Annotated in this window: 21 protein-coding genes and 1 pseudogene; 9 read left to right on the forward strand and 13 right to left on the reverse strand. The window is 66.9% G+C overall.

Annotated features, from left to right (window positions below):
- Positions 1 to 166: 166 nt before the first annotated feature.
- Together OG874_RS20365 and OG874_RS20370 are read right to left on the reverse strand one after the other, a co-directional pair.
- Entirely contained in the window at positions 167 to 1645 is a 1479-nt protein-coding gene (locus OG874_RS20365) for a class I SAM-dependent RNA methyltransferase (protein ID WP_330256704.1), read from the reverse strand.
- Positions 1642 to 3630 (reverse strand): APC family permease, encoded by a 1989-nt coding sequence (locus OG874_RS20370; protein ID WP_330256705.1) that lies wholly within the window; start codon positions 3628 to 3630, stop codon positions 1642 to 1644. Before OG874_RS20370 ends, OG874_RS20365 begins: the two co-directional genes overlap by 4 nt.
- Before the next feature lie 243 nt (positions 3631 to 3873).
- Between OG874_RS20370 and OG874_RS20375 the strand changes: the two genes are divergently transcribed.
- A complete protein-coding gene (locus tag OG874_RS20375) occupies positions 3874 to 4539 on the forward strand; it encodes a potassium channel family protein (RefSeq protein WP_330256706.1) in 666 nt (221 codons plus the stop codon).
- Between the two features lie 2 nt (positions 4540 to 4541).
- A complete protein-coding gene (locus OG874_RS20380) occupies positions 4542 to 5213 on the forward strand; it encodes a potassium channel family protein (protein WP_330256707.1) in 672 nt (223 codons plus the stop codon).
- Between the two features lie 39 nt (positions 5214 to 5252).
- On the opposite strand, the gene shbA is transcribed toward OG874_RS20380, so the two are convergent.
- The 3 genes from shbA to OG874_RS20395 all read right to left on the reverse strand — a co-directional run bounded on the left by shbA (position 5253) and on the right by OG874_RS20395 (position 7165).
- Positions 5253 to 5888 (reverse strand): RNA polymerase sigma factor ShbA, encoded by a 636-nt coding sequence (shbA, locus tag OG874_RS20385; protein ID WP_330256708.1) that lies wholly within the window; start codon positions 5886 to 5888, stop codon positions 5253 to 5255.
- A gap of 149 nt (positions 5889 to 6037) precedes the next feature.
- Positions 6038 to 6784 carry a DUF3159 domain-containing protein gene (locus OG874_RS20390; RefSeq protein ID WP_330256709.1) on the reverse strand — a complete coding sequence of 249 codons (747 nt, stop codon included), beginning with the start codon at positions 6782 to 6784 and terminating at the stop codon, positions 6038 to 6040.
- A 3-nt stretch (positions 6785 to 6787) separates the two neighbouring features.
- A complete protein-coding gene (locus tag OG874_RS20395; RefSeq protein WP_330256710.1) occupies positions 6788 to 7165 on the reverse strand; it encodes an OB-fold nucleic acid binding domain-containing protein in 378 nt (125 codons plus the stop codon).
- Positions 7166 to 7294: 129 nt separating this feature from the next.
- On the opposite strand from OG874_RS20395, the gene OG874_RS20400 reads away from it, so the two are divergent.
- Positions 7295 to 8023: an alpha/beta fold hydrolase gene (locus tag OG874_RS20400; RefSeq protein WP_330256711.1), complete on the forward strand. Its 729-nt coding sequence runs from the start codon at positions 7295 to 7297 to the stop codon at positions 8021 to 8023.
- A 30-nt stretch (positions 8024 to 8053) separates the two neighbouring features.
- On the opposite strand, the gene OG874_RS20405 is transcribed toward OG874_RS20400, so the two are convergent.
- Positions 8054 to 9028 carry a DUF3710 domain-containing protein gene (locus OG874_RS20405; protein ID WP_330257354.1) on the reverse strand — a complete coding sequence of 325 codons (975 nt, stop codon included), beginning with the start codon at positions 9026 to 9028 and terminating at the stop codon, positions 8054 to 8056.
- Between the two features lie 5 nt (positions 9029 to 9033).
- The gene (gene dut, locus OG874_RS20410) at positions 9034 to 9480 is read right to left on the reverse strand and encodes a dUTP diphosphatase (RefSeq protein ID WP_442943369.1); all 447 of its coding nucleotides are present in this window, start codon (positions 9478 to 9480) and stop codon (positions 9034 to 9036) included.
- A gap of 207 nt (positions 9481 to 9687) precedes the next feature.
- On the opposite strand from dut, the gene OG874_RS20415 reads away from it, so the two are divergent.
- A complete protein-coding gene (locus OG874_RS20415) occupies positions 9688 to 10170 on the forward strand; it encodes a DUF3093 domain-containing protein (protein WP_330256713.1) in 483 nt (160 codons plus the stop codon).
- A 67-nt stretch (positions 10171 to 10237) separates the two neighbouring features.
- On the opposite strand, the gene OG874_RS20420 is transcribed toward OG874_RS20415, so the two are convergent.
- Entirely contained in the window at positions 10238 to 10540 is a 303-nt protein-coding gene (locus OG874_RS20420; RefSeq protein WP_228002042.1) for a DUF4193 domain-containing protein, read from the reverse strand.
- Between the two features lie 420 nt (positions 10541 to 10960).
- On the opposite strand from OG874_RS20420, the gene cei reads away from it, so the two are divergent.
- The gene (gene cei / locus OG874_RS20425; RefSeq protein ID WP_330256714.1) at positions 10961 to 11641 is read left to right on the forward strand and encodes an envelope integrity protein Cei; all 681 of its coding nucleotides are present in this window, start codon (positions 10961 to 10963) and stop codon (positions 11639 to 11641) included.
- Between the two features lie 136 nt (positions 11642 to 11777).
- On the opposite strand, the gene OG874_RS20430 is transcribed toward cei, so the two are convergent.
- Entirely contained in the window at positions 11778 to 12683 is a 906-nt protein-coding gene (locus OG874_RS20430) for an inositol monophosphatase family protein (RefSeq protein WP_330256715.1), read from the reverse strand.
- A 174-nt stretch (positions 12684 to 12857) separates the two neighbouring features.
- Here OG874_RS20430 and ppgK point away from each other — a divergent pair, with 174 nt between their 5' ends.
- From ppgK to OG874_RS20450, 4 genes are all read left to right on the forward strand, one after another.
- A complete protein-coding gene (gene ppgK, locus OG874_RS20435; RefSeq protein ID WP_330256716.1) occupies positions 12858 to 13616 on the forward strand; it encodes a polyphosphate--glucose phosphotransferase in 759 nt (252 codons plus the stop codon).
- Between the two features lie 251 nt (positions 13617 to 13867).
- Entirely contained in the window at positions 13868 to 15232 is a 1365-nt protein-coding gene (locus OG874_RS20440; protein ID WP_330256717.1) for an RNA polymerase sigma factor, read from the forward strand.
- 14 nt (positions 15233 to 15246) lie between these two features.
- Entirely contained in the window at positions 15247 to 15747 is a 501-nt protein-coding gene (locus tag OG874_RS20445; protein WP_330256718.1) for a hypothetical protein, read from the forward strand.
- A gap of 242 nt (positions 15748 to 15989) precedes the next feature.
- Positions 15990 to 16841, forward strand: a complete 852-nt coding sequence (locus OG874_RS20450; RefSeq protein WP_330256719.1) for an MHYT domain-containing protein — start codon at positions 15990 to 15992, stop codon at positions 16839 to 16841.
- A gap of 164 nt (positions 16842 to 17005) precedes the next feature.
- Here the strand turns inward: OG874_RS20450 and OG874_RS20455 are convergent, their stop codons facing one another.
- The 4 genes and pseudogenes from OG874_RS20455 to OG874_RS20475 form a co-directional block, all read right to left on the reverse strand.
- Positions 17006 to 17782, reverse strand: coding sequence for an MHYT domain-containing protein (locus tag OG874_RS20455; protein ID WP_330256720.1), 777 nt, complete (start codon positions 17780 to 17782; stop codon positions 17006 to 17008).
- Positions 17783 to 18415: 633 nt separating this feature from the next.
- On the reverse strand, positions 18416 to 19198 hold the full coding sequence (gene eutC / locus OG874_RS20460; protein WP_330256721.1) for an ethanolamine ammonia-lyase subunit EutC: 783 nt from the start codon (positions 19196 to 19198) through the stop codon (positions 18416 to 18418).
- Positions 19199 to 19560: 362 nt separating this feature from the next.
- Positions 19561 to 20997 carry an ethanolamine ammonia-lyase subunit EutB gene (locus OG874_RS20465; protein ID WP_330256722.1) on the reverse strand — a complete coding sequence of 479 codons (1437 nt, stop codon included), beginning with the start codon at positions 20995 to 20997 and terminating at the stop codon, positions 19561 to 19563.
- Positions 20998 to 21134: 137 nt separating this feature from the next.
- Positions 21135 to 21314 (reverse strand): annotated as a pseudogene (locus OG874_RS20475) (ethanolamine permease); the annotation flags it as partial.
- Positions 21315 to 21373 lie beyond the last annotated feature (59 nt).

Here is a 21373-nt window from a genome sequence, read left to right on the forward strand (position 1 = left end):
CGCACAATGCGGGCAGACCGTAACTAGCACGCTGGATGCAGCTTTCACAGTCAGTGATGGGCCGACATCGCGAACCCCGCCCGCCGGACCAAGATCAACGAGACCTGGTGGTGGGGGCTTCTCCGGCGATGCCTCAACCATGTCCCGTTGGTCATGATCCCCGGACTCAGCGTTCGAGGAGGGCGAGGCATTCGACGTGGTGGGTGGCGGGGAAGGCGTCGAAGGCGCGGAGGGCGGCGAGGTGGTAGCCCGCGGCTTGGTAGAGGCCGAGGTCGCGGGCGAAAGAGGCTGGGTCGCAACCGACGTGGATGATACGGGCCGGGCCGCTGGTGGTCACCGCGGTGACGACTTCCTTGCCCGCGCCTGCGCGGGGCGGATCCAGGACGACCACCTCCGGCGCGGCGCTGCTGGCGTGTTCGGCCAGCCAGTGCTCGACCCGCTGGGCACGCAGGTCCAGCCAGGGCATATCCCGCAGCGCCGCAATCCCATCCGCGACCGCCGAACGCGCGGATTCCACCGCCAGCACCGAACCGGTCTGGCCCACCTGATCGGCCAGCCGTGCCGCGAACACCCCGACACCGCTGTACAGATCCCACGCCCGTTCCCCATGTCCGAGCCCGGCCCAGTCCGCGACCAGATCCGAATAACAGTGCGCCGCACCACGATGCGCCTGCCAGAACCCGGTAGCCGACAACTCCCACCGACGCCCGGCCACATACTCGACCGTCCGCCCGCTCCCACCCATCACCCATTCGTCCCGAGCCGCATGCGTCGCCGCCCGCCGCGCCGAAGCCCGCCGCCGATCCGCATCCCGCTCCCCGCCGGGGCCCCGATCCGCGCTACGCCGCTCGGCTGCGCGCCGATCCGCACCACGCTCACCACTCCGATCGGCACCGGAGCCGCCGTGTCGATCGGAGTCTCGACCACGAGCTCGGCCAGCGCCACGCCCGCCGCGCCGATCTCCACCCCGCCGGTCAGCACCACGCCCACCACGCGCCCCTGGACGTTCGCCGGCACGCTCATCACGACCCACCGCGGACGGAGCCAACTCCACGATGTGGCGCATCCCGTCTCCGTCCACCGCGATCACGAGATCCGCGCCAGGTGTCCACAATCGATCCGCGATACCGTCCATCGCGCCCGAAACCGGTTGGGGGCAGCGCAGATCGGTGATCACCTCGGTACTGCGGTAACCGTGTACCCCGGCACGGCCCTCGGCGTCGACGACCAGTCGGACGCGAGTGCGCCAGCCGCCGGTGACGTCGGCGGGGTAGCCGGCGATCGGCTGCACGGTGACCTCGCGCTCGGTTCCGGCGATGCGGCGCAATTGTTCGACGACCACCGCCGCCTTCAGCGCACGCTGGGCCGCCGGGGTCGCGAAGGAGAAATCGCAGCAGCCTGCGCCGCCCGGACCGGATACCGGGCAGGTGGCGGGAACGCGGTCCGGGGACGCCGCGAGGATCTCGATCGCATCGGCCCGGCAGAACGAACCGCCGCGGTCCTCGGTGACCCGCACCCGAACCAGTTCATCCGGCAGACCGTGGCGCACGAAGACCACGCGACCCTCGTGCCGGGCGACACAGAATCCACCGTGCCCGGGCGGCCCGAGCCGCACGTCGAAAGTGGTTCCGCGCCAGTCGGTCACCCTTGATCCTCGTAGCCGCGCCGCACCGCACCCGGCGCGTTCACCACGCCCGCCTGCCTGGCCTTGGCCGATGACGTCAGCTGCCACGGCACGCTTGTCACCATCACACCGGGCTCGAACAGCAACCGGCCCTTGAGCCGCAATGCACTCTGGTTGTGCAGGATCTGCTCCCACCAATGTCCGACCACATATTCGGGGATGAACACGGTCACCACATCACGCGGCGAATCCCGACGCACCCGCTTGACGTAATCCAATACCGGCTTGGTGATTTCGCGATAGGGCGATTCGATCACCTTGAGCGGCACGGTGATATCGCTGCCCTCCCATTCGCGCACCAACGACCTGGTATCGGCCTCGTCGACATTCACCGTCACCGCCTCCAACGTGTCTGGGCGGGTGGCACGGGCGTAGGCCAGCGCCCGGCGCGTCGGCAGATGCAGCTTCGAAACCAGCACGATCGAATGCGACCGACTCGGCAGCACGCCGTCCCACTCTTGCTCATCGAGCTCGCGGGAGACCGAATCATAATGCTTGCGAATGAGTTTCATCACCACGAAGATCGCCACCATGGTGCAGATCGCGATCCAGGCACCGGCGAAGAACTTCGTAATGAGCACGATGACCAGCACGGTCCCGGTCGCAGTGAGCCCGATCGCGTTGATCACCCGCGAGCGCTTCATCCGCGCCCGCTGCGACGGATCGGTTTCGGTGCGCAGCAATCGAGTCCAGTGCCGCAGCATGCCGGTCTGGCTCAGGACGAACGAGACGAACACACCGACGATGTAGAGCTGGATGAGCTTGGTCACCTCGGCGCCGAACACCACCACGAACGCGACCGCCGCGCCGGATAGGAACAGAATGCCGTTGCTGAACGCCAGCCGATCGCCGCGGGTGTGCAACTGCCGGGGCAGATAACGGTCCTGCGCCAGAATCGAACCCAGCACCGGGAACCCGTTGAACGCGGTATTCGCCGCGAGCACCAGGATCAGCGCGGTCACGGTGGTGATGAAGAAGAAGCCGATCGGGAACCCGTGGAAGACGGTCTCGGCCAACTGCGCGATCAGCGTCTTCTGGTGATAGTCCGCAGGCGCGCCGATCAGATCGGACTCATTGTGCGCGTACACGATCCCGACCTTCTGGGACAGGATGATGATGCCCATCAACAAGGCGATCGCGATGCTGCCGAGCAGCAGCAACGTGGTCGCGGCGTTGCGCGACTTGGGTTTCCGGAACGCGGGCACACCATTGCTGATCGCCTCGACACCGGTCAGCGCGGCACAGCCGGAAGAGAACGCCCGCGCGATGAGGAAGGTGAAGGCGAGTCCGTACAGATGTTCCTCTTCGGCATTGAGCTGGAAGCCCGCCGATTCGGCCCGCAGATCGTCGCCCAATACGAAGATGCGGAACAGCCCCCATCCGAGCATCGCGAACATACCGACGATGAAGGCATAGGTCGGAATCGCGAAGGCGACACCGGATTCCCGGATGCCGCGCAGATTGATCGACGTCAGCACGACGATGGCGACCACGGCGAACAACACCTTGTGTGTGGCCACGAACGGAATCGCGGACCCGATATTCGACGCCGCCGAGGAGATCGACACCGCCACGGTGAGCACGTAGTCGACCAGCAGCGCGCTGCCGACCGTGAGACCGGCATTGGGCCCGAGATTCGTGGTGGCGACCTCGTAGTCACCGCCACCGGAGGGATAGGCGTGCACGTTCTGCCGGTAGCTCGCGACCACCACCGCCATCACGAACGCGACGGCCAGACCCACCCAGGGCGCGTAGACATAGGCCGAGATCCCGGCCACGGACAATACGAGAAAGATTTCCTCCGGCGCGTATGCCACCGAGGACATCGCGTCGGAGGCGAACACCGGGAGCGCGATTCGCTTCGGCAGCAGGGTATGGCCCAGCGCATCGCTACGGAAAGGCCTGCCCAGCAGCACACGTTTGGCTGCCGTCGTCAACTTGGACACTGGAGCGAGCATAGATCCCCGCAGGGTGCGGCGCTGCCCCGGCTGGCCCGCCCCCGATGTTTGGTCGCCGTGCGGAGGGGGAAGTTGGGGCATGGAAACATCTGGCGGGTACGGTTCGTTGCCGGAGGGACAAGCAAACCGAACGCCATGTGCGAGTGCCTCGCATTCGCTCGGTCCGGCGCAAGGGACTGTCGACGGACTGCGTCCGACTGTGTAGGAAGATGCCAGGAACGAGGTTGCACGGTGTACGTAGTGATCATGGGTTGCGGACGAGTCGGCTCGGCGCTGGCACGCGCCCTGGTCCGGGTCGGCCATGAGGTCACCGTGATCGATCGGGACAAGAGCGCGTTCCTGCGCCTCGGCGAGGACTTCCCGGGCGAGCGGGTGGTCGGGGTCGGCTTCGACCGGGATGTGCTGACCCGCGCCGGAATCGAGCGGGCCGACGCGTTCGCCGCCGTCTCCTCCGGCGACAACTCCAACATCATCTCCGCGCGGGTGGCTCGCGAAATGTTCGGCGTCCAGCGCGTGGTCGCCCGCATCTACGACGCCAAGCGCGCCGCCGTCTACGAGCGCCTCGGCATTCCGACCATCGCCACCGTGCCGTGGACCACCGACCGTTTCCTGACCACCCTGATCGGCGACGGCGGCACCACCACCTGGCGTGACCCAACGGGCACCGTCGCGGTCGCCCAGCTGACGCTGCACGAGGACTGGTACGGGCGCACCGTGCGCGATCTGGAGCGGGCGGTCGGCGCGCGGGTCGCGTTCATCATCCGGTTCGGTCAGGGCCTGCTGCCCGAGAACAAGACCGTCGTGCAAGCCGACGACGTCGTCTATGTCGCCGCGACCTCCGGCTCCGTCGGCGAGGCCGTCGCGTTGGCCGGTAAGCCCCCAGCAAGCGAGGACTGAACATGAAAGTGGCGATCGCCGGAGCGGGTGCCGTCGGCCGATCGATAGCCAAGGAGCTATTGCGCGGCGGACATCGGGTGATGCTGCTCGAGCGCCAGCTCGACCACATCGAGCCCGAGGCCATACCCGATGCCGTCTGGGTGCATGCCGACGCATGTGAACTGGCGCTGCTCGAGGATGCGGGTCTGGAGACCTACGAGGTCGTCATCGCCGCCACTGGCGACGATAAGGCGAATCTGGTGCACAGCCTGCTCGCCAAGACCGAATTCGGCGTGCGCCGGGTGGTGGCCAGGGTCAACGACCCACGCAATGAATGGCTCTTCGACCCATCGTGGGGCGTCGATGTCGCCGTCTCGACGCCGCGCCTGCTCGCCTCGCTGGTGGAGGAGGCGGTCTCGGTCGGCGATCTGGTCCGGCTGATGACGCTGCGGCAGGGTCAGGCGAATCTGGTCGAGATCACCCTGCCCAGCGATACCGCCCTCGCGGGCAAGCCGGTCCGCACGCTCACCCTGCCGCGCGACGCCGCCCTGGTGACGATTCTGCGCGGCGGCCGGGTGATCGTGCCGCAGCCCGACGACCCCTTCGAGGGCGACGACGAGCTGCTGTTCGTGACCTCCGTGGAGGCCGAGGAAGACCTGCGGGTGGCGCTGGCCACGCATGGCATCAAACCCTGACTCCCCGACAAGGCAGATGCGGATCAGCGCATGACCTACTCAGGATGCGGCTTGTAACTGCGCGCGCAGCTTGTTCAGCGCACGGTGCTGCATCACCCGGACCACGCCGGGGCTGGTGCCGATGGCCTCGGCGGTCTGGGCCGCGGTCCACCCGAGTACGATCCGCATCACCAGCACCTCGCGGTGCGCCGGGGCCAGGATCTTCATCAGTTCCCTTGTGGCAGCGCGACGTTCGGACGCCAGCGCCCACTCCTCCGGGCCCGCGGCGGTGCATGCCATATCCGGCACCTCCGACACCGGGTACATCGGATGCAGCTGCGAGCGCCGGAACGCGTCGGCGACCTTGTTGGCCGCGATTCCGTAGACGAAGGCCAGGAACGACTTGCCCTGATCCCGGTAGCGCGGAATGGCGTTGACGGTGGCCAGCAGGATCTCCTGCACCACATCGTCGGCCGTGACGTGCAGATGGGCCGTATTGCCAAGGCGCGCACCGCAATACCGGCGCACCAGCGGGTGCACCAGCCGGATGATCTCGGCAACCGCTGCCTGGTCGCCCGCCGCTGCTGAGCCGATCAACTTATCGAGTTCGGCCGATACCCGTCGGCTCTCCGACAGGGCCGGGTTGTTGTGGGCTTGCTTCTTCGACAGTGCCGCAATGCTGTGCTCGGTAGCCAACGTCCGAGTCCTTCCTCGCCGATCGTGCTTTTTTGCTTGCACTGATCGTCTGATGAACTCGATCGCCCAACCAGGCACCCCAGGGTGCGTACTCCCCCACCTCCGGCAGCGAATTGTTAACACCCCAGCGAAATTCGGGGCGAAGCTCCCTAGACCGTCGCCGCACCGCGATGCGCTGGCAGATGCCCCGCGCGCCGCACCGCCCACACCGTCACGGCCAGCGCGACCGCGGTCAGCGGCCAGCCCATCGCGATGCGCGCGAAGGCCAGCCAGCCGGTGCGATCGGTGTCGTAGAGCTGCGACTGCACCAGGTAGCGGGCGCCGAACACGACCACCCAGGTGGTGGTCGCGAGGTCGTAGAGGCGGACAACGCGCCGATCCGTACGCCATTCGGTGCCGTGCCCGTTGAGCACACCCCAGATGACGCCGACCAGCGGCCAGCGCACCAGCATCGACACCAGGAACACCCCCGCGTACACCAGGCTGGTGTAGATGCCGAACAGGAAGAAGCCCTTCGCCTCACCCATCCGGTAGGCGATGAACGCACAAATGCCGACTCCGAGGAAACCGGAGATGGCGGGCTGGATCGGGCTGCGTCGCACCAGACGCCACACCAGAATCGCGGCGGCCACACCGAGCGCCGACCAGATGGCCACGGTGAGCCCGGCAATGGTGTTCACCGGCACGAAGACCAGCACCGGCAGGGTCGAGTAGATCAGGCCGCTGAAACCGCCCAACTGCTCGAGCAGAGTCTGTTCGGTTTCCTCGATCTCCGTATCGGTTCGGGCGTCGGCGGAGGTGGCGATCGGGTCGGCCAGGGCCGCGTCGATCGACTCATGCACCTCGGTCTCGCTTGCGGCGCGGATCTCGGCGGCGTTCTCGTTGCTCGATGGCATACGTCAGCTGTTCTCACGCAATTCGTAGTAGGGGTTGTAGATCACCTTACGTCCGTCGCGGTCACCCACCCGACCACGGACGAGGATCTTGCGTCCCGGTTCGATACCGGGGATACGCCGGCGGCCGATCCACACCAGACTGATGGCATCGGTGCCATCGAAGAATTCTGCCTGAACACTGGCGCCGACGGACTTCGGACACGCTTCGACACTACGTAGTCGTCCGAGCATCGTGGCCTCGTCACCGCGACGGCAATCCGAGGCCCGGCACGCACCCGACGCATCGGCGGATTCGGCGAGTTCCTCGGCGTCCAACTGATCGATATCCTCGGTCAGCCTTCGGCTCAGACGGCGAAAATAACCTGAGGCGGCGGATGACATGTGACGCTCTCCTGCTTGGAGCAAGACGACGTGGGTCACACGCCATCGTGGTTTTCCGGTAACGACCGGCTGTAGGCCGTATACCCGCCACTGTAGATGGGCAACCCTCCCCCCGCTACGCTCGGACCGGTGTTCGACTCCCCACACTTCACGCCGGGCCGGGCCGGTCGCGCTGCGATCGCCGTGGCGTTGCCGGGAACCGGATCCGACGCCGACTTCGCCCGCCGCGCGTTCGGACCCGCTTGTGCGGCACGCGGAATCGAACTCGTCGCCGTGGAACCCGACCCGCGCGCGGTGGTTGCCGGCTACCTGGCCGCGCTGGACGACGCCGCCCGTCGCGGCCCCGTACTGGCCTCTGGTATCTCCCTGGGCGCGGCGGTCGCGCTCGAGTGGGCAGCTGAACACCCCGAGGCGGCAATCGGCGTGGTGGCCGCGCTACCGGCCTGGACGGGGCCCGATACCGCGGCTTGCCCCGCCGCGCTCAGCGCCGCCGCCACCGCGGCCCAGTTGCGCGCGGACGGACTCGACGCGGTCGTCGAACGGATGCGCGCGAGCAGCCCGCGCTGGCTCGCCGACGCGCTCACCCAGTCCTGGCGCTCGCAATGGCCGCGGCTACCCGAGGCGCTGCAGGAGGCCGCCGACTACAAATGGCCGGGCACCGAACTGCTCGGCACCATCGACGTGCCTGTCGCGATTGTCACAGCGATCGATGACCCGGTGCACCCGTTGTCGGTCGCCGAGGAATGGGCCGAATTGATCCCGCGCTCGGTGTTGCTCCGGATCACGCTGGACGAGCTCGGCGCAGATCCGGCGATTCTCGGAAACTCCGGAATCGCCGTATTCCGCGAACCTGCCTGACCGCGTCGCGATGGGCGACGCGGTTGCCGATCAGTTCAGCCCGAGTTGCTGCATCGCCGAGCCATCCGCACCACGCCGCGGTCCCTGCGGCAGGCGCGGCGGGATCACCGGTTGCGGCCCGGCCTGGGCGGCGGCCTGCTGTGCGGCCAACGCCTGCTGCTGCGCCTCCGCCTGTGCCTGGTGCGCGGCGGCGAGTTGTTCGGCCAGTTCCGGCGGCAGCACCACGGCCAGCGGCTCACGCACCGGCATCGGATCGTCGCCGCGGCGAATCACGGTCTCGCTCAAGATCGCTCGCGCCGCCCGGACCAGCGGACTGCCGTCATCTGCCGCGCCCTGCGGCCCCGCGGCGACCAGTCGCACCATCCACCGCGGTCCGTCCACACCGATGAAGCGCAGATCCGCGCCTTCGGTGATGGCGAGCAGTTCACGGCCCCATGGTCCGGTCTCCACCGCGACGCGGGCGCCGTCCTTGCGTAACGACTCCGCGAGATCGGCTGCCACCGAACGCCATTGGCCCGCCGACTTGGGCGCGGCGTAGGCCGCCACGGTGAGCCGGCCGTGTTCGGTTGCCAGGTGTACCGCCTGCGGGGTGCCATCCGGGGTCATCTCGACCTGCAGCTGACCGCCGGGCGGCACCGGCAGGATCACCGAACCGAGATCCAGGCGCTGATCGACGACATTGTCGAGCAGCTCGGCAACTTCGCTGTAGTCGTACGGACCGGACTTGGGCATCTCCATGTCGGCGGCGTCGTCGTAGTCATCGTCGTAGTCGGGTTCGTCGTCGTAGTCCGCGGCGGCGTAAGTGGCTGGGACGATAGGGTTCTCATCGGTGATCGGGTCGACGATCGGGTTCTCATCGGTGATGGGCTCATCGTCGTAGCCCCCGGCACCGTAGTCGGTGTACTGCGCGTCGACGTACTCACCCGAGTCGTACTCCTCGGCGGCGTAGTCGTCGGCGTCATATCGGTCGTCGCGATCGCCCGACCTTCGTCTCTTTCCGAACATTGCTGTCATGCCTCCTTGCCGACCGCGCCCGCCCCGTCGGCCTGCACGGCCAGGCTCGCGTGACCGCCGCTCGACCCGTAACCGCCCGCCCCCCGCGTCGTATCGTCGAGCCCGTCGACCTCCACGAAATCGACCAGCTCCACCCGCTGCACCAGCAGCTGCGCGATCCGGTCACCCCGGCGCAATTCGATCGGGGTGCGCGGATCATGGTTGATCAGGCACACCTTGATCTCACCCCGGTACCCCGCGTCCACGGTACCCGGCGTATTCAGCACCGACAGACCGGTTTTCGCGGCCAGCCCGGATCGGGGATGGATGAGTCCCACCGTGCCGACCGGCAGCGCGACGGCGACACCGGTGCCGACCAGCACCCGCTCGCCCGGGTCCAGAATGACGTCCTCCGTGGTGCACAGGTCCACGCCCGCGTCGCCGTGGTGGGCACGCGTAGGCATGGGAATGCCGGGATCAAGCCGCAGCAAGGGTATGGGTGAAAGTGCCGTCACGACTGCGCCTCGCTAGCGCTCGGCTCCGTCGCGCCGGTGCGTGCTGTGTCTATGGTTCGCTCGCTTCGCTCCCTCACGATGGTCGAGCCTACGCGTACGGCCGCGACCTCCGTGAATTAGTGTTGAGTCGTGTCGGACCAGCCCAACCCAGTGACTATGGACGAAGAACAGCAAGGCTTCGAGCCTTACCGCGAGCGCCTGTGGGTGCCGCTGTGGTGGTGGCCGGTCGCGTTCGCCATCGCCGGGTTGCTGGCCGCCGAAATCCATATGGGCGCACCGGGTCTACGCGCCTGGTTGCCCTACGCGCTGTTGTTCCCGGTGCCGGTGTGGGTACTGCTGTGGCTGAGCCGCCATCAGGTAGAGGTGGCCCAGGATTCCGCGGGCGTGCGTGAACTACGCGCCGATCGCGCGCATCTACCGGCGAACTTCGTGGCCAAGGCGGCCACCGTGGCCCCCACCGCCAAGAGTGCGGCGCTGGGTCGCCAGCTCGACCCCGCCGCCTATGTCCAGCATCGGCCCTGGATCGGGCCGATGGTGCTGCTTGTTCTCGACGACCCGGACGATCCGACGCCGTACTGGCTTGTCAGTACGCGCCGGCCCGACCGGGTCTTGGCCGCGCTTGGCATACCTGGCCGATGAGCCGGGCGTGCCGAGCGCGGGCTTGACCCAGTGATCTCGGGCTGGAGATCACATCTCGCGCTGTCGATCAGGCTGCGCAGTCCATGCAGATCAGCTGACCACCCTTTTCGCTGGCCAGCCTGCTCCGGTGATGGACCAGGAAACAGCTCGAACAGGTGAACTCGTCGGCCTGCTTCGGGATAACCCGAACCGTCAGCACTTCCTCGGACAGGTCCGCGCCGGGAAGCTCGAACGACTCCGCGGTATCGGATTCGTCGATATCCACGACGGCGGACTGTGCCTCGTTGCGACGAGCCTTCAGCTCCTCCAGCGAATCTTCCGACACTTCGTCGGTTTCTGTACGCCTCGGTGCGTCATAGTCGGTTGCCATGTCGTCTTCCCCTCGTCCTTACTCCGTATATCCCGGACCGGGCCACTCACACCGATTCCCTCGGAATCGGAATGACCAGCGCCGCCCCGCCGGTGGTGCACGTCACACGTACACCGGTCCCCTATCAGCGCGGATCCCGCGGACCCACCTTTGATAGCGATCGGTAAACGCAGGACATGCCCTGCTTGTTCCCGCGACCGATCACCGATTTCGCCGTGGCTGATTCGATCTGGGCCGCCAGACAATAGCGGACAACACGACAAAAGTCGCAATCAAAACACAGACGATTCGAAACTGAGGGGTAATCGACACCAACTGGCGAACCCACCGAGACCTTTGCGCACACTGTATTCGCCCACCCCGGCCGACTCCGCTGGCCTGCCGTCCCCCGGCGCCGAAACATTTTCGTAGAGTGTGCACGTGGTTTCACTCATCACCGAAGGCAGCGCAACGGATCGGCGGGGTCAACCCTTCCTCCGGCGACGCAACCAGCCATGGTTGATCTTGGTCGGCGTCCTACTCCTGATCTGCACCGTGGTGTGGATCAAGGCCTTGACGACCGAGGACAGCAGCGGAACCGCGATGGCGTGCAACTCGCCGAGCCCGGCCACCGATGCCAAATCGCCGCAACCTGCTCCAGTGGGTCAGCGGGTCGGCCAGTCGCGGCTGACCGACGTCGAACCGGCGCCGCTGGCATCGTCCAGGGTCCGCGTGCTCAACGCCAACAACAAGAGCGGCCAGGCCACGCACATCGCCTCCGCGCTCGGCGACCTCGGTTTCGCTAGCGCGCCCGGGGTGCAATTCGGTAACGATCCGGTTTACGTCAACGGCGACCTGAACTGCACCGGCCAGATCCGCTTCGGCGTGAACGGCCGACCGGCCGCCGCGTCGGTCCAGTTGGTCGCGCCGTGCGCCGAACTGGTCGAGGATCAGCGCAACGACGACACCGTTGACCTGGTGCTCGGTTCGGTATTCGGCGAGTCGCTGCGGCCGAGTCCGGATGCCGAGGAGGTGCTGCGCTCGCTGAAGAACCCGGCGCCGGGCGGGTCGCCGGCGATCGATCCCAAGTTGTTGTCCGCAGCGCGCACCGCCCGCTGCTGAGTTCAAGAAACCAATGTCTTCGCCCCGGCGTGCCGCTTCGGCATACCGGGGCGACTTGCTTTCGTGGGCTCCCGAACCATCCGCGGCCGGAACCGACAATGATCTCGCAGGTAACTGGTCGAAGATCCGGGGAAGCTCAGCGATCCTCGATCGACTCGGTCGCGCCGACGCGCCGCAGGAGCTCGCCGAGTTCGTCAGCGATGCCGGGTGCCGCGGCGACCACCAGATCACCGGCCGCGCCGAGTGCGGTGGCGGGCGGCAGGGTCAGCAGCGCACCCGCCTCCGCGGCGATCAGCGCACCGGCGGCCCAGTCCCAGGCGTTGAGCCCGTGCTCGTAGTAGGCGTCGATCCGGCCCTCGGCGACGAAACACAGATCCAGCGCCGCCGCGCCGAGACGGCGGATATCGCGAATATGCGGCAGAAGCTCGGCGACCAGCGCCGCCTGCCGGGTCCTGCGGTGCGTGCCGTAGGCGAATCCCGTGCCCACCAACGCCATTGACGCCGATCGCACCGGCGTGCAGCGCAGATGCTGCACCGCTCCGTCGGCGCCGACCCGGGTGGCTCCGAGACCCAGTGCGGCGCTGTAGGTCGCCGCATGCGCGACATCGACCACCGCACCCGCGACGGGCCGCCCGCCGCGCACCGCGGCCACCGAAATGGCGTAGCCGGGAATGCCGTACAGGAAATTCACGGTGCCATCGATCGGGTCGACCACCCAGTGCACGGTCTCCGCGTCGCCACCGCCGAGACTGCCGCCGCCCTCCTCCCCGAGGATCGGGTCGCCCGGACGCGACTCGCCGAGCAGTCGCCGGATCAGATCCTCGGTTTCGGTGTCCACGATCGTCACCGGATCGGTCGGATGTCCCTTGGCCTGCACGGCACCGGCGCGCGCACCGTCCGGACCGAACACCTCGGGCCGCCGCGCTCGCACGTGCGCGGCCGCGGTTTCGGCGAGTTGGACCGCGATCCGGCGTAGTTCGGCCTCATCTCCGGAAGGCGTTGCGGTGGGCTGGGCGGCAACTGACACACTCGTATCCGGCATGCCCCCATGCCATCACAGATCCTCGCCGAACGGGAATCAGAGCACGCCCATTACTCTTGTCGTGCACGACACAACGCCGTCGTCGGGCATACCCACCGCAGCGCTCCGACCAGCGGGGGCCCCTGTGCGGCGGTGGTTCATCACATCGGCCAGCACAGGGAACGAGGGAACGTCATGTCCGCTCGGGGGCACGCATTCGGTATCGACATAGGTGGCAGCGGCGTCAAGGGCGCCGCGGTGGATCTGGCCACCGGTGAATTGGTCCATGAGCGGATCAAGATCGCAACACCGCATCCCTCGACACCGCAGGCGGTCGCCGACGCGGTCGCCAAACTGGTCGCCCAAGCCGATTGGGACGGCCCGGTCGGGATCACGCTGCCCTCGGTTGTGTTGGAGGGCATCGCGCAGACGGCCGCCAATATCGACAAGGCCTGGATCGGCACCGACGCGCGCGCACTGTTCTCCGGAGCACTCGACGGACGCACGGTCACCGTCCTCAACGACGCGGACGCGGCCGGGCTGGCCGAGGATCGCTACGGCGCGGCAAAGGATTTCGACGGCCTGGTGCTGTTGCTGACCTTCGGTACCGGCATCGGCTCGGCGCTGCTGTTCCACGGCACGCTGGTGTCCAATACCGAACTCGGCCATCTCGAGATCGGCGGCATGGAGACCGAACACCGCGCCGCCGCCTCGGTCAAGGATCGCGATGGCCTCAGCTACGAACAGTGGGCGGCCGAAGTCAGCATCGTGCTCAGCGGCCTGGAGAACCTGTTCTGGCCGAAGGTCTTCGTCGCAGGCGGCGGCATCAGCCGGGACGCGGACCAGTGGATTCCGTTGCTCACCAATCGAACCCAGGTGATTCCCGCCCGTCTGGAGAACACCGCAGGCATCGTGGGCGCGGCGATGGCGATCAATGCGGGCATCGCGCCCTAGCGATCGGTAGCGGGTCGCTCGAAAAGGCCGGCAACCGAGATCGGTAGCCTGGGTAGGCGCGCGGAGGGTGCGGTATTACCCCTTGCTGGGATCGTGCCGTAGGTACCCTGGTTCGATCGTTACAATGGAACGTACTCCGGCCGCGAGCCGGAAACCCCGACCCGGCGCTCAGCCGGTGTAACCCGACAGACCGCTCCGCCGGAACACCACTCTGGCGTGACGCCGCACGAGACCGTCACGAAAGGGCGTACGTGGTAGCCACGACCCGTCAGACCGCCGAATCGGCCGATGCCGACTCCGCAGATGTAACCGAAGCACGGCCGGTCCGCAAGGCTGCCGCGAAGAAGGCCCCGGCCAAGAAGGCCGCGGCGAAGAAGGCTCCGGCCAAGAAGACCGCCGCGGCCAAGGCGACCAAGGGCCCCGCCAAGAAGGCGGGTCCGAAGAAGGCCGGACCGGACGGCGAGGCCGGCGACGAGGCCGTCGAGGCCGAGGATCTGGACCTGGAGGATCTCGGCGATCTCGAGGTGTCCGAGGACGACCTCACCGAGGACGCCGAGGAACTAGTGGCCGAGGGAGTCGAGGAGGAGGCCGAGGCCGACGAGCCGACCGCCGCCGACAAGGCCTCCGGCGACTTCGTCTGGGACGAGGAGGAATCCGAGGCGCTGCGCCAGGCCCGCAAGGACGCCGAGCTCACCGCTTCGGCCGACTCGGTGCGTGCCTACCTCAAGCAGATCGGTAAGGTCGCACTGCTCAACGCCGAGGAGGAGGTCGAGCTCGCCAAGCGGATCGAGGCCGGACTCTACGCGGCGGAGAAGGTGCGCGAATTCGCCGAACAGGGTGAGAAGCTGCCGGTCGCGATGCGCCGCGACTACACCTGGATCGTGCGCGACGGCAACCGCGCCAAGAACCATCTGCTCGAGGCCAACCTGCGACTGGTCGTCTCGCTGGCCAAGCGCTACACCGGCCGCGGCATGGCATTCCTGGATTTGATCCAGGAGGGCAACCTCGGTCTGATCCGCGCGGTGGAGAAGTTCGACTACACCAAGGGCTACAAGTTCTCCACGTACGCCACCTGGTGGATCCGGCAGGCCATCACTCGCGCCATGGCCGACCAGGCCCGCACCATCCGCATCCCGGTGCATATGGTCGAGGTCATCAACAAGCTCGGCCGCATCCAGCGCGAGCTGCTCCAGGATCTGGGCCGTGAGCCCACGCCGGAGGAGCTGGCCAAGGAAATGGACATCACGCCGGAGAAGGTGCTGGAGATCCAGCAGTACGCGCGTGAGCCGATTTCGCTGGACCAGACCATCGGCGACGAGGGCGACAGCCAGCTCGGCGACTTCATCGAGGACTCCGAGGCCGTCGTCGCGGTGGACGCGGTGAGCTTCACGCTGCTGCAGGATCAGCTGCAGTCGGTGTTGGAGACGCTGTCCGAGCGCGAGGCAGGCGTGGTCCGGCTGCGCTTCGGCCTGACCGACGGCCAGCCGCGCACCCTCGACGAGATCGGCCAGGTGTACGGGGTCACCCGTGAGCGCATCCGGCAGATCGAGTCGAAGACCATGAGCAAACTGCGGCACCCGAGCCGCTCACAGGTCCTGCGCGACTATCTCGACTGAGTTAGGTTTGCTCCGTGTTCCGGAGCCGGCCCGCATTCGTTGTGCTGTTCGCTGTTTCGGCAGCCGTCAGCGGGTGCGGGCAGGTGGTCACCGGCGCGCCGCAGCCTGATTCGGCCGCCCACGGCACCACTGTCGCCGGGACGCCCGCGCCGAATATCGCGGGCGCTCCGGTGCCGCTGCACTCGCTCGCCGGTCAATGGACCGGAACGTATCTGTGCGGCCAGGGCGAGACGGCACTGCACCTCACCATCGACCAGCCGACGGGCAACTCCGCCCGCACTCTCTTCGCCTTCGGGCCGCTACCGGCGAATCCGAGTGTGCCCGTTGGCAGTTTCGAGATGATCGCCGCCTATGTCGGCGGCAAGCTGGCCTTCACCGCGGGGAGCTGGATCAACCGCCCCGATGACTACGCGACCGTGAACCTGGTGGCCGATTTGATTTCGACGAGCCGCCTCAGCGGCACCGTGGGCGCGGGCGGGTGCACACTCTTTCACGCCGATCGCGATCAACACTGATCCGAACCGCTTGCGCAACATGCTCTTTCAGCGTTCCTTCGCGCAATCGACCAGCCACGACTCGGTAACCACGACAGCATCTGACCCGCTAACCAATTCGGGTTTCAATCAAACCTGAAAGTGACTGAAACCACCTCTGCGGAAACAGATTTCGACGCACAACCCGACAGAGCCGACGTATCGTCTGACCCACTGTTATTTCAATCGCCGGATACTCCGACTTCGGCAATGGGGGGCGTTGCATGCTCGACATCTACCATTTCAGCTACGGTCTGATGACCCCGCTGCTGGCCTACGCCGTATCGGTGACCGGATGCATGCTCGGACTGCAATGCGCGGCCCGCACCCGCACCGGCAAGGATCGGATCGGCTGGCTCCTCGGCGCGGCCGTCGCCATCGGCGGTACCGGCATCTGGGTCATGCATTTCATTGCGATGCTCGGCTTTTCGATCCGCGGCACCGAGATCCGGTACGACATCCCACTCACTCTGCTCAGTGCGATCACCGCGATCTCGGTAGTCGGGATCGGGCTGTTCATCGTGATCAAGCCCGAACCGTCACTGCTCGGCCTATTGCTCGGCGGTGCGATCACCGGGATCGGCGTCGGGGCCATGCATTACATGGGCATGTACGCGATGAAGTCGAGTGCCGTGATCACCTATGACGTCCGGCGCGTCACACTATCGATGGTCATCGCGGTGGTGGCGGCGACGGCGGCGCTCTGGTTCACATTGCGCGTCAAGGGTTTTCTCGCCACCGTTGGCGCGGCAGTCATCATGGGCGTCGCCGTCTCCGGCATGCACTACACGGGAATGTCCGCGATACACGCGCACACGGGGCTCACCGAGACGCCCGAGGGCGCCGGGGCGATGGAGCTGATCGCCCCGCTGATCGTGGCGATCAGCGTGGTGACCATGCTGCTGCTCATCAGCGTCAGCCTGACCGAGATCGAGCGCAATATCGAGCTACCGCCGTTGCGTATTGCGCCGCGCGCCAAGTTCGATCCGTTGCCGCCGCTGCCGCCGGTGGAGTCCGAGACACTGCCGCCCGCGACCGAGTATTGGCCGACCCGGACCGAGGTCCCGCGCGGCTAGTGGCTGTTGCGGAATCGCCTGTACAGCAACCACTCTGGACAGCGTCCCGGTACGGGCGCCGCTCGATTCCGGCCCGAATCCAGTCGGCCGCGACGCCGTCGTAGGCCGATCGGACGCACGACAACAGTTTGTGCGGCTACCGGCGAAGAACTCGAGATGACGGCTCAGTCCCGGGTGGGCCAGTATCGGGTCGGCCGCGGTCCACGCGCGCCGTCGTAGGCCGGATCCTCGACATCGGTGATGCCGATGTGCAGCAGCAGCATCATGGTCACCATGCCGACTCCGACAGTCAGTGGTGTCAGCAGTTGCATGGCGCCTGCGCCGGCGGGCGGGTGCAGGTGGTGGCCGTTCTGCACGTGCATGGCGAACATGCCCGTGTAGTGCATACCGCAGACCGCCACACCCATGACCAGCGCCGCGCCGATGGTGGCGATCGTGCCGCGCACGTGCAGCGCGAACCAGAGCGCCGCCGTCGCGGCGAACACGGCGATCACCATCGATAGCAGCACGATCCGTCCGTCGTATTCGATCACCGCATCCGACTTCATCGCATACATGCCCGAGTAGTGCATGGCGCCGACGCCGACGCCGGTGATCGCACCACCGATGAACAGGGCGAACGGCTCCAATCCGCGCTGCTGCGCGACCCAGAGCCCGATCCACACCACCGCCATCGCGATGATCGCGCTGAGCAGGGTGATCGGCACGTCATAGCGGATCGCTGCGCCGTGGATCGAAAAGCCCAGCATCGCAATGAAATGCATGACCCAGATCCCGGTACCGCCGAGCGCCACCGCCGCGGCGATGAGCCATCCGGCGTGTCCGCTACCGGCTCGCGCACGGGCCACACACCGTAGCCCCAGCAATGATCCGGTGAATGACATCAGATAGGCGATCACGGGTGTGAGCCACCCGTGGCTGAAGTGGTCGATTTCCAGCACGCGACCTCCCTCACTGGGTGACGTCGGCCGTCACAATGACAGCGCGAACATCCCCACTCGTATAGAACTAGCAGGTAGACGATTTACGGTACTACTATCCGCTAAATTATGCATGGGATGAATCCAATCAGTGAGATTTGCGCGCGATGCGGCGGCGGGGGCGGATCCGATGTCCGTACCATTCCGGCCCGTACCGTCCGGTCTGGACTACTATCGCGTCGGGCAACCGATCAGCACCGATACCACTGGGGCGCAATGGATCTCGCGCTACCCGCGATCGACGATGAGCGTTCGCACATTTGCAAGCACAAAGCGACTGCCCGCTGCCCCCACCCGAGATGTATTGCGGCCCAGCGCTGCCGAGGTCATCCGACGCGCTCGCCAACCGGGCTTGACCACTGCGCCGATGCCTCAGGTATCCCTCGCCCGAGCCCTACCCAGGACCGTCCGATACGCAACGCCGGGGCCGCCGCGACCCGCCTGAGCCGTGCCCAGACCTGGTGGCACATACCCACTGATCGCGGCACATAAGGCATACCCCTCTGCGCGGCGACCACTCGGTGTGCGCCAACGGCGACACGCGTCGCCGCGAACGGCGGTACTCGCGCGGCCGGTTCGAGAGGTCGAGGTGCCCTAGTCGCCGGTGATCGAGATGACGTCCGACGAGTTCATCGCGTCGGCGCGCGAGGTGTCCTTCAGGTCGACGCCCGATCTGCCGAGTGCGCGAGCACCGGATACCAAGCCCGCCAGCACTTTTGCGGCCTGACGGTAGCCCAGGCCCGCCGGCGGGTGGATATTCGAGATGCAGTTGCGATCGGCGTCGGTGCGGCCCGGGCGGGGCAGGTGCGTCAGGTAGATGCCGAGGCTGTCGGCCACCGAGAGGCCCGGCCGCTCACCGATCAGCACCACCACCGTCGCGACTCCCATCGCCTGGGCGATGTGGTCACCGAGGGCAACCCTGGCCTGGGTGGCGATAACCGGCGGCGCGATCGAATACCGCGGTGCCAGCTCCTCGACAAGCGCCGCGAGCAGTGCGGGCCCATGATCGGTGAGCGCACGCGGCGAGAGCCCGTCCGCCAGCACGAACCCGATCTCCGCCCCGCTACGCGGCACCTCGGACAACGACTCACCTTGTGCCACAACGAATTCCGGTAACCGACCCAGATCAGGTCGACGCAAGTACTCCGCGCGATCCCGAGCCCGGCTGCGCACCTGGACAACATCGCCCAACCCGACCGCCGCGACCCGCTCCGTCAACCCGGTCACATCCAACGACATATGCACGGCATCACGCGCCGCCGAATGCGCCGCCCGAAATTCCAGCACCCGTGCCGTCGGTAACGCATCACCGGTCCGCCCGAGCCCGATCCTGGCCTGCGTAGTCCTCCGCAACTCCTGCCAGAACCCCTGCACCACAGGATATTCGGCAACAACGGCACCACCAGCCGCCACCTCGTACGTGGCAGATCCCCGAGTTGCCCCAATCGATCTCGTCGACCCGGAACTCTCCGCCGCGACGCCACCCGAACGCTCTGCGTCCCCCGATACCCGAACGAATTCCATTGCAGACGTACGAATCTCACCAGCACCCGCGCCGGTCATTCCGGCGACCAGGCTGCGACCACTCAGCGGATCAACGAATTCCGTTGCCGTAGAACGTGAATTGTCCAGGCGCACATCAGCCGAGTTCAGCACCCCCTGACCCGCGTACGGCGTGGTCGCAGCGGTAGCCGACGACTCGGCATGCTCCGGAGCCGGCGAGGGCGAAGCCTCGGCGCTCATTGCGTACCCGCCAGGGCGCGCAATGGTGAGGACAGGGGGTCGACCGGGAGTAGTCGGCCGGTGGCGTCGATCACGCCGAGGCCGGATAACCATTGGTCGAATTCCGGTGCGGGGCGCAGACCGAGTAGGCGGCGGGCGTAGAGGGCGTCGTGGAAGCTCAGGCTCTGGTAGCCGAGCATCACGTCGTCGGCACCGGGCACGGCGATGACGAAGGCGACACCGGCAGCACCCAGAAGCGTGAGCAGAGTGTCCATATCGTCTTGGTCGGCTTCGGCGTGGTTGGTGTAGCAGACGTCCACGCCCATGGGCAGACCGAGCAGCTTGCCGCAGAAATGGTCTTCCAAGCCCGCGCGGATGATCTGCTTGCCGTCGTAGAGGTATTCCGGGCCGATGAAGCCGACGACGGTATTGACCAGCAATGGGTCCAGATCGCGTGCCACCGCATACGCGCGGGCCTCCAGCGTCTGTTGGTCGACCGGCTTGCCGCCCGCGCCCAGGTGCGCGCCCGCCGAAAGTGCCGAGCCCTGACCGGTTTCCAGATACATCACATTGTCGCCGACCGTGCCGCGCCCCATCGACCGCCCTGCCTCGTTGGCCTCGCGCAGCAACGAGATATTCACGCCGAAACCAGCATTCGCGCCCTCGGTGCCTGCGACCGATTGGAAGACCAGATCCACCGGCGCACCGGCCTCGATGAGCCCGAGCGTGGTGGTCACATGCGAGAGCACGCACGACTGCGCCGGAATATCGAAGCGGGTGCGCACCTCGTCGAGCAGATGCAGCAGATCCGCGGTGGCCTGCGGAGAGTCGGTGGCCGGGTTGATGCCGATCACCGCGTCACCACAGCCGAGCAGCAGACCATCGAGGACAGCGGCGGCGATGCCGCGGGGATCGTCGGTCGGATGGTTGGGCTGCAACCGGGTCGCCAATCGTCCGGGCAACCCCACGGTGGTGCGGAATCCGGCGGTCACCACGGCGGCACGGGAAACCGCGATCAGATCCTGGTTGCGCATGATCTTGCTCACCGCCGCAACCATTTCCGGAGTCAACCCGGGCGCGACCGCCGCCAGCACGGACGCTGGTGTACCCAGCGGACCGCAGACCGCGGGGTCGCCCGCCGCGACCGCGAGCAGCCGATCACGCAGACCACCGACTGTCAGATGCGAAATCGACTGGAAAGCACCGCGATCGTGCGTATCGATGATCAGCCGAGTGACCTCGTCGGTCTCGTACGGCACCACCGGGTCGTGGAGGAACGTCGTCAGCGGCACCTCGGCCAACGCCCACTGCGCCGCCGCCCGCTCAGCATCGGAAACTGCCGCGCACCCGGCCAATTCGTCACCACTGCGCAGCGGCGTCGCCTTGGCCAGCAGTTCGACCAACCCGTCGAATACATACCTGGTGCCACCGAGATCCTGTGTGTAGCGGGTCATTCGAGCTCCTCCGCACGAGCGAGCACCGCGAACTCCGCGTCCGGCGAGTTCGCGACCAGTCGCTGGCGGCCGTAGAGCGCGCAATAGAGCACGTACGCCACCAACGCGGCGAGCGTCCAGGATGCGGCGACCGGGTCGACGAGGAAGGCGATCAACAGACCGCCGAAGCCGCCCGCGGCGAACTTCCAGCCGGAGCTCACGTAGCCCACGCCGAGTCCGGCCAGCAGTACCCCGCCCGCCGAACCCGACCGCAACGAGCGCTTGGCCAGATAGTCGTCCCCGAACGGTGCGGGGATCGGCGCCTCGTCGATGCTCATATTTGCTGCGGACTCCTGTCTGCCGACTTTTGGTCGGCAGACCAATTCTTCGGAGCCAA

It is taken from the genome of Nocardia sp. NBC_00565 (genome assembly GCF_036345915.1).
Classification (GTDB): domain Bacteria; phylum Actinomycetota; class Actinomycetes; order Mycobacteriales; family Mycobacteriaceae; genus Nocardia.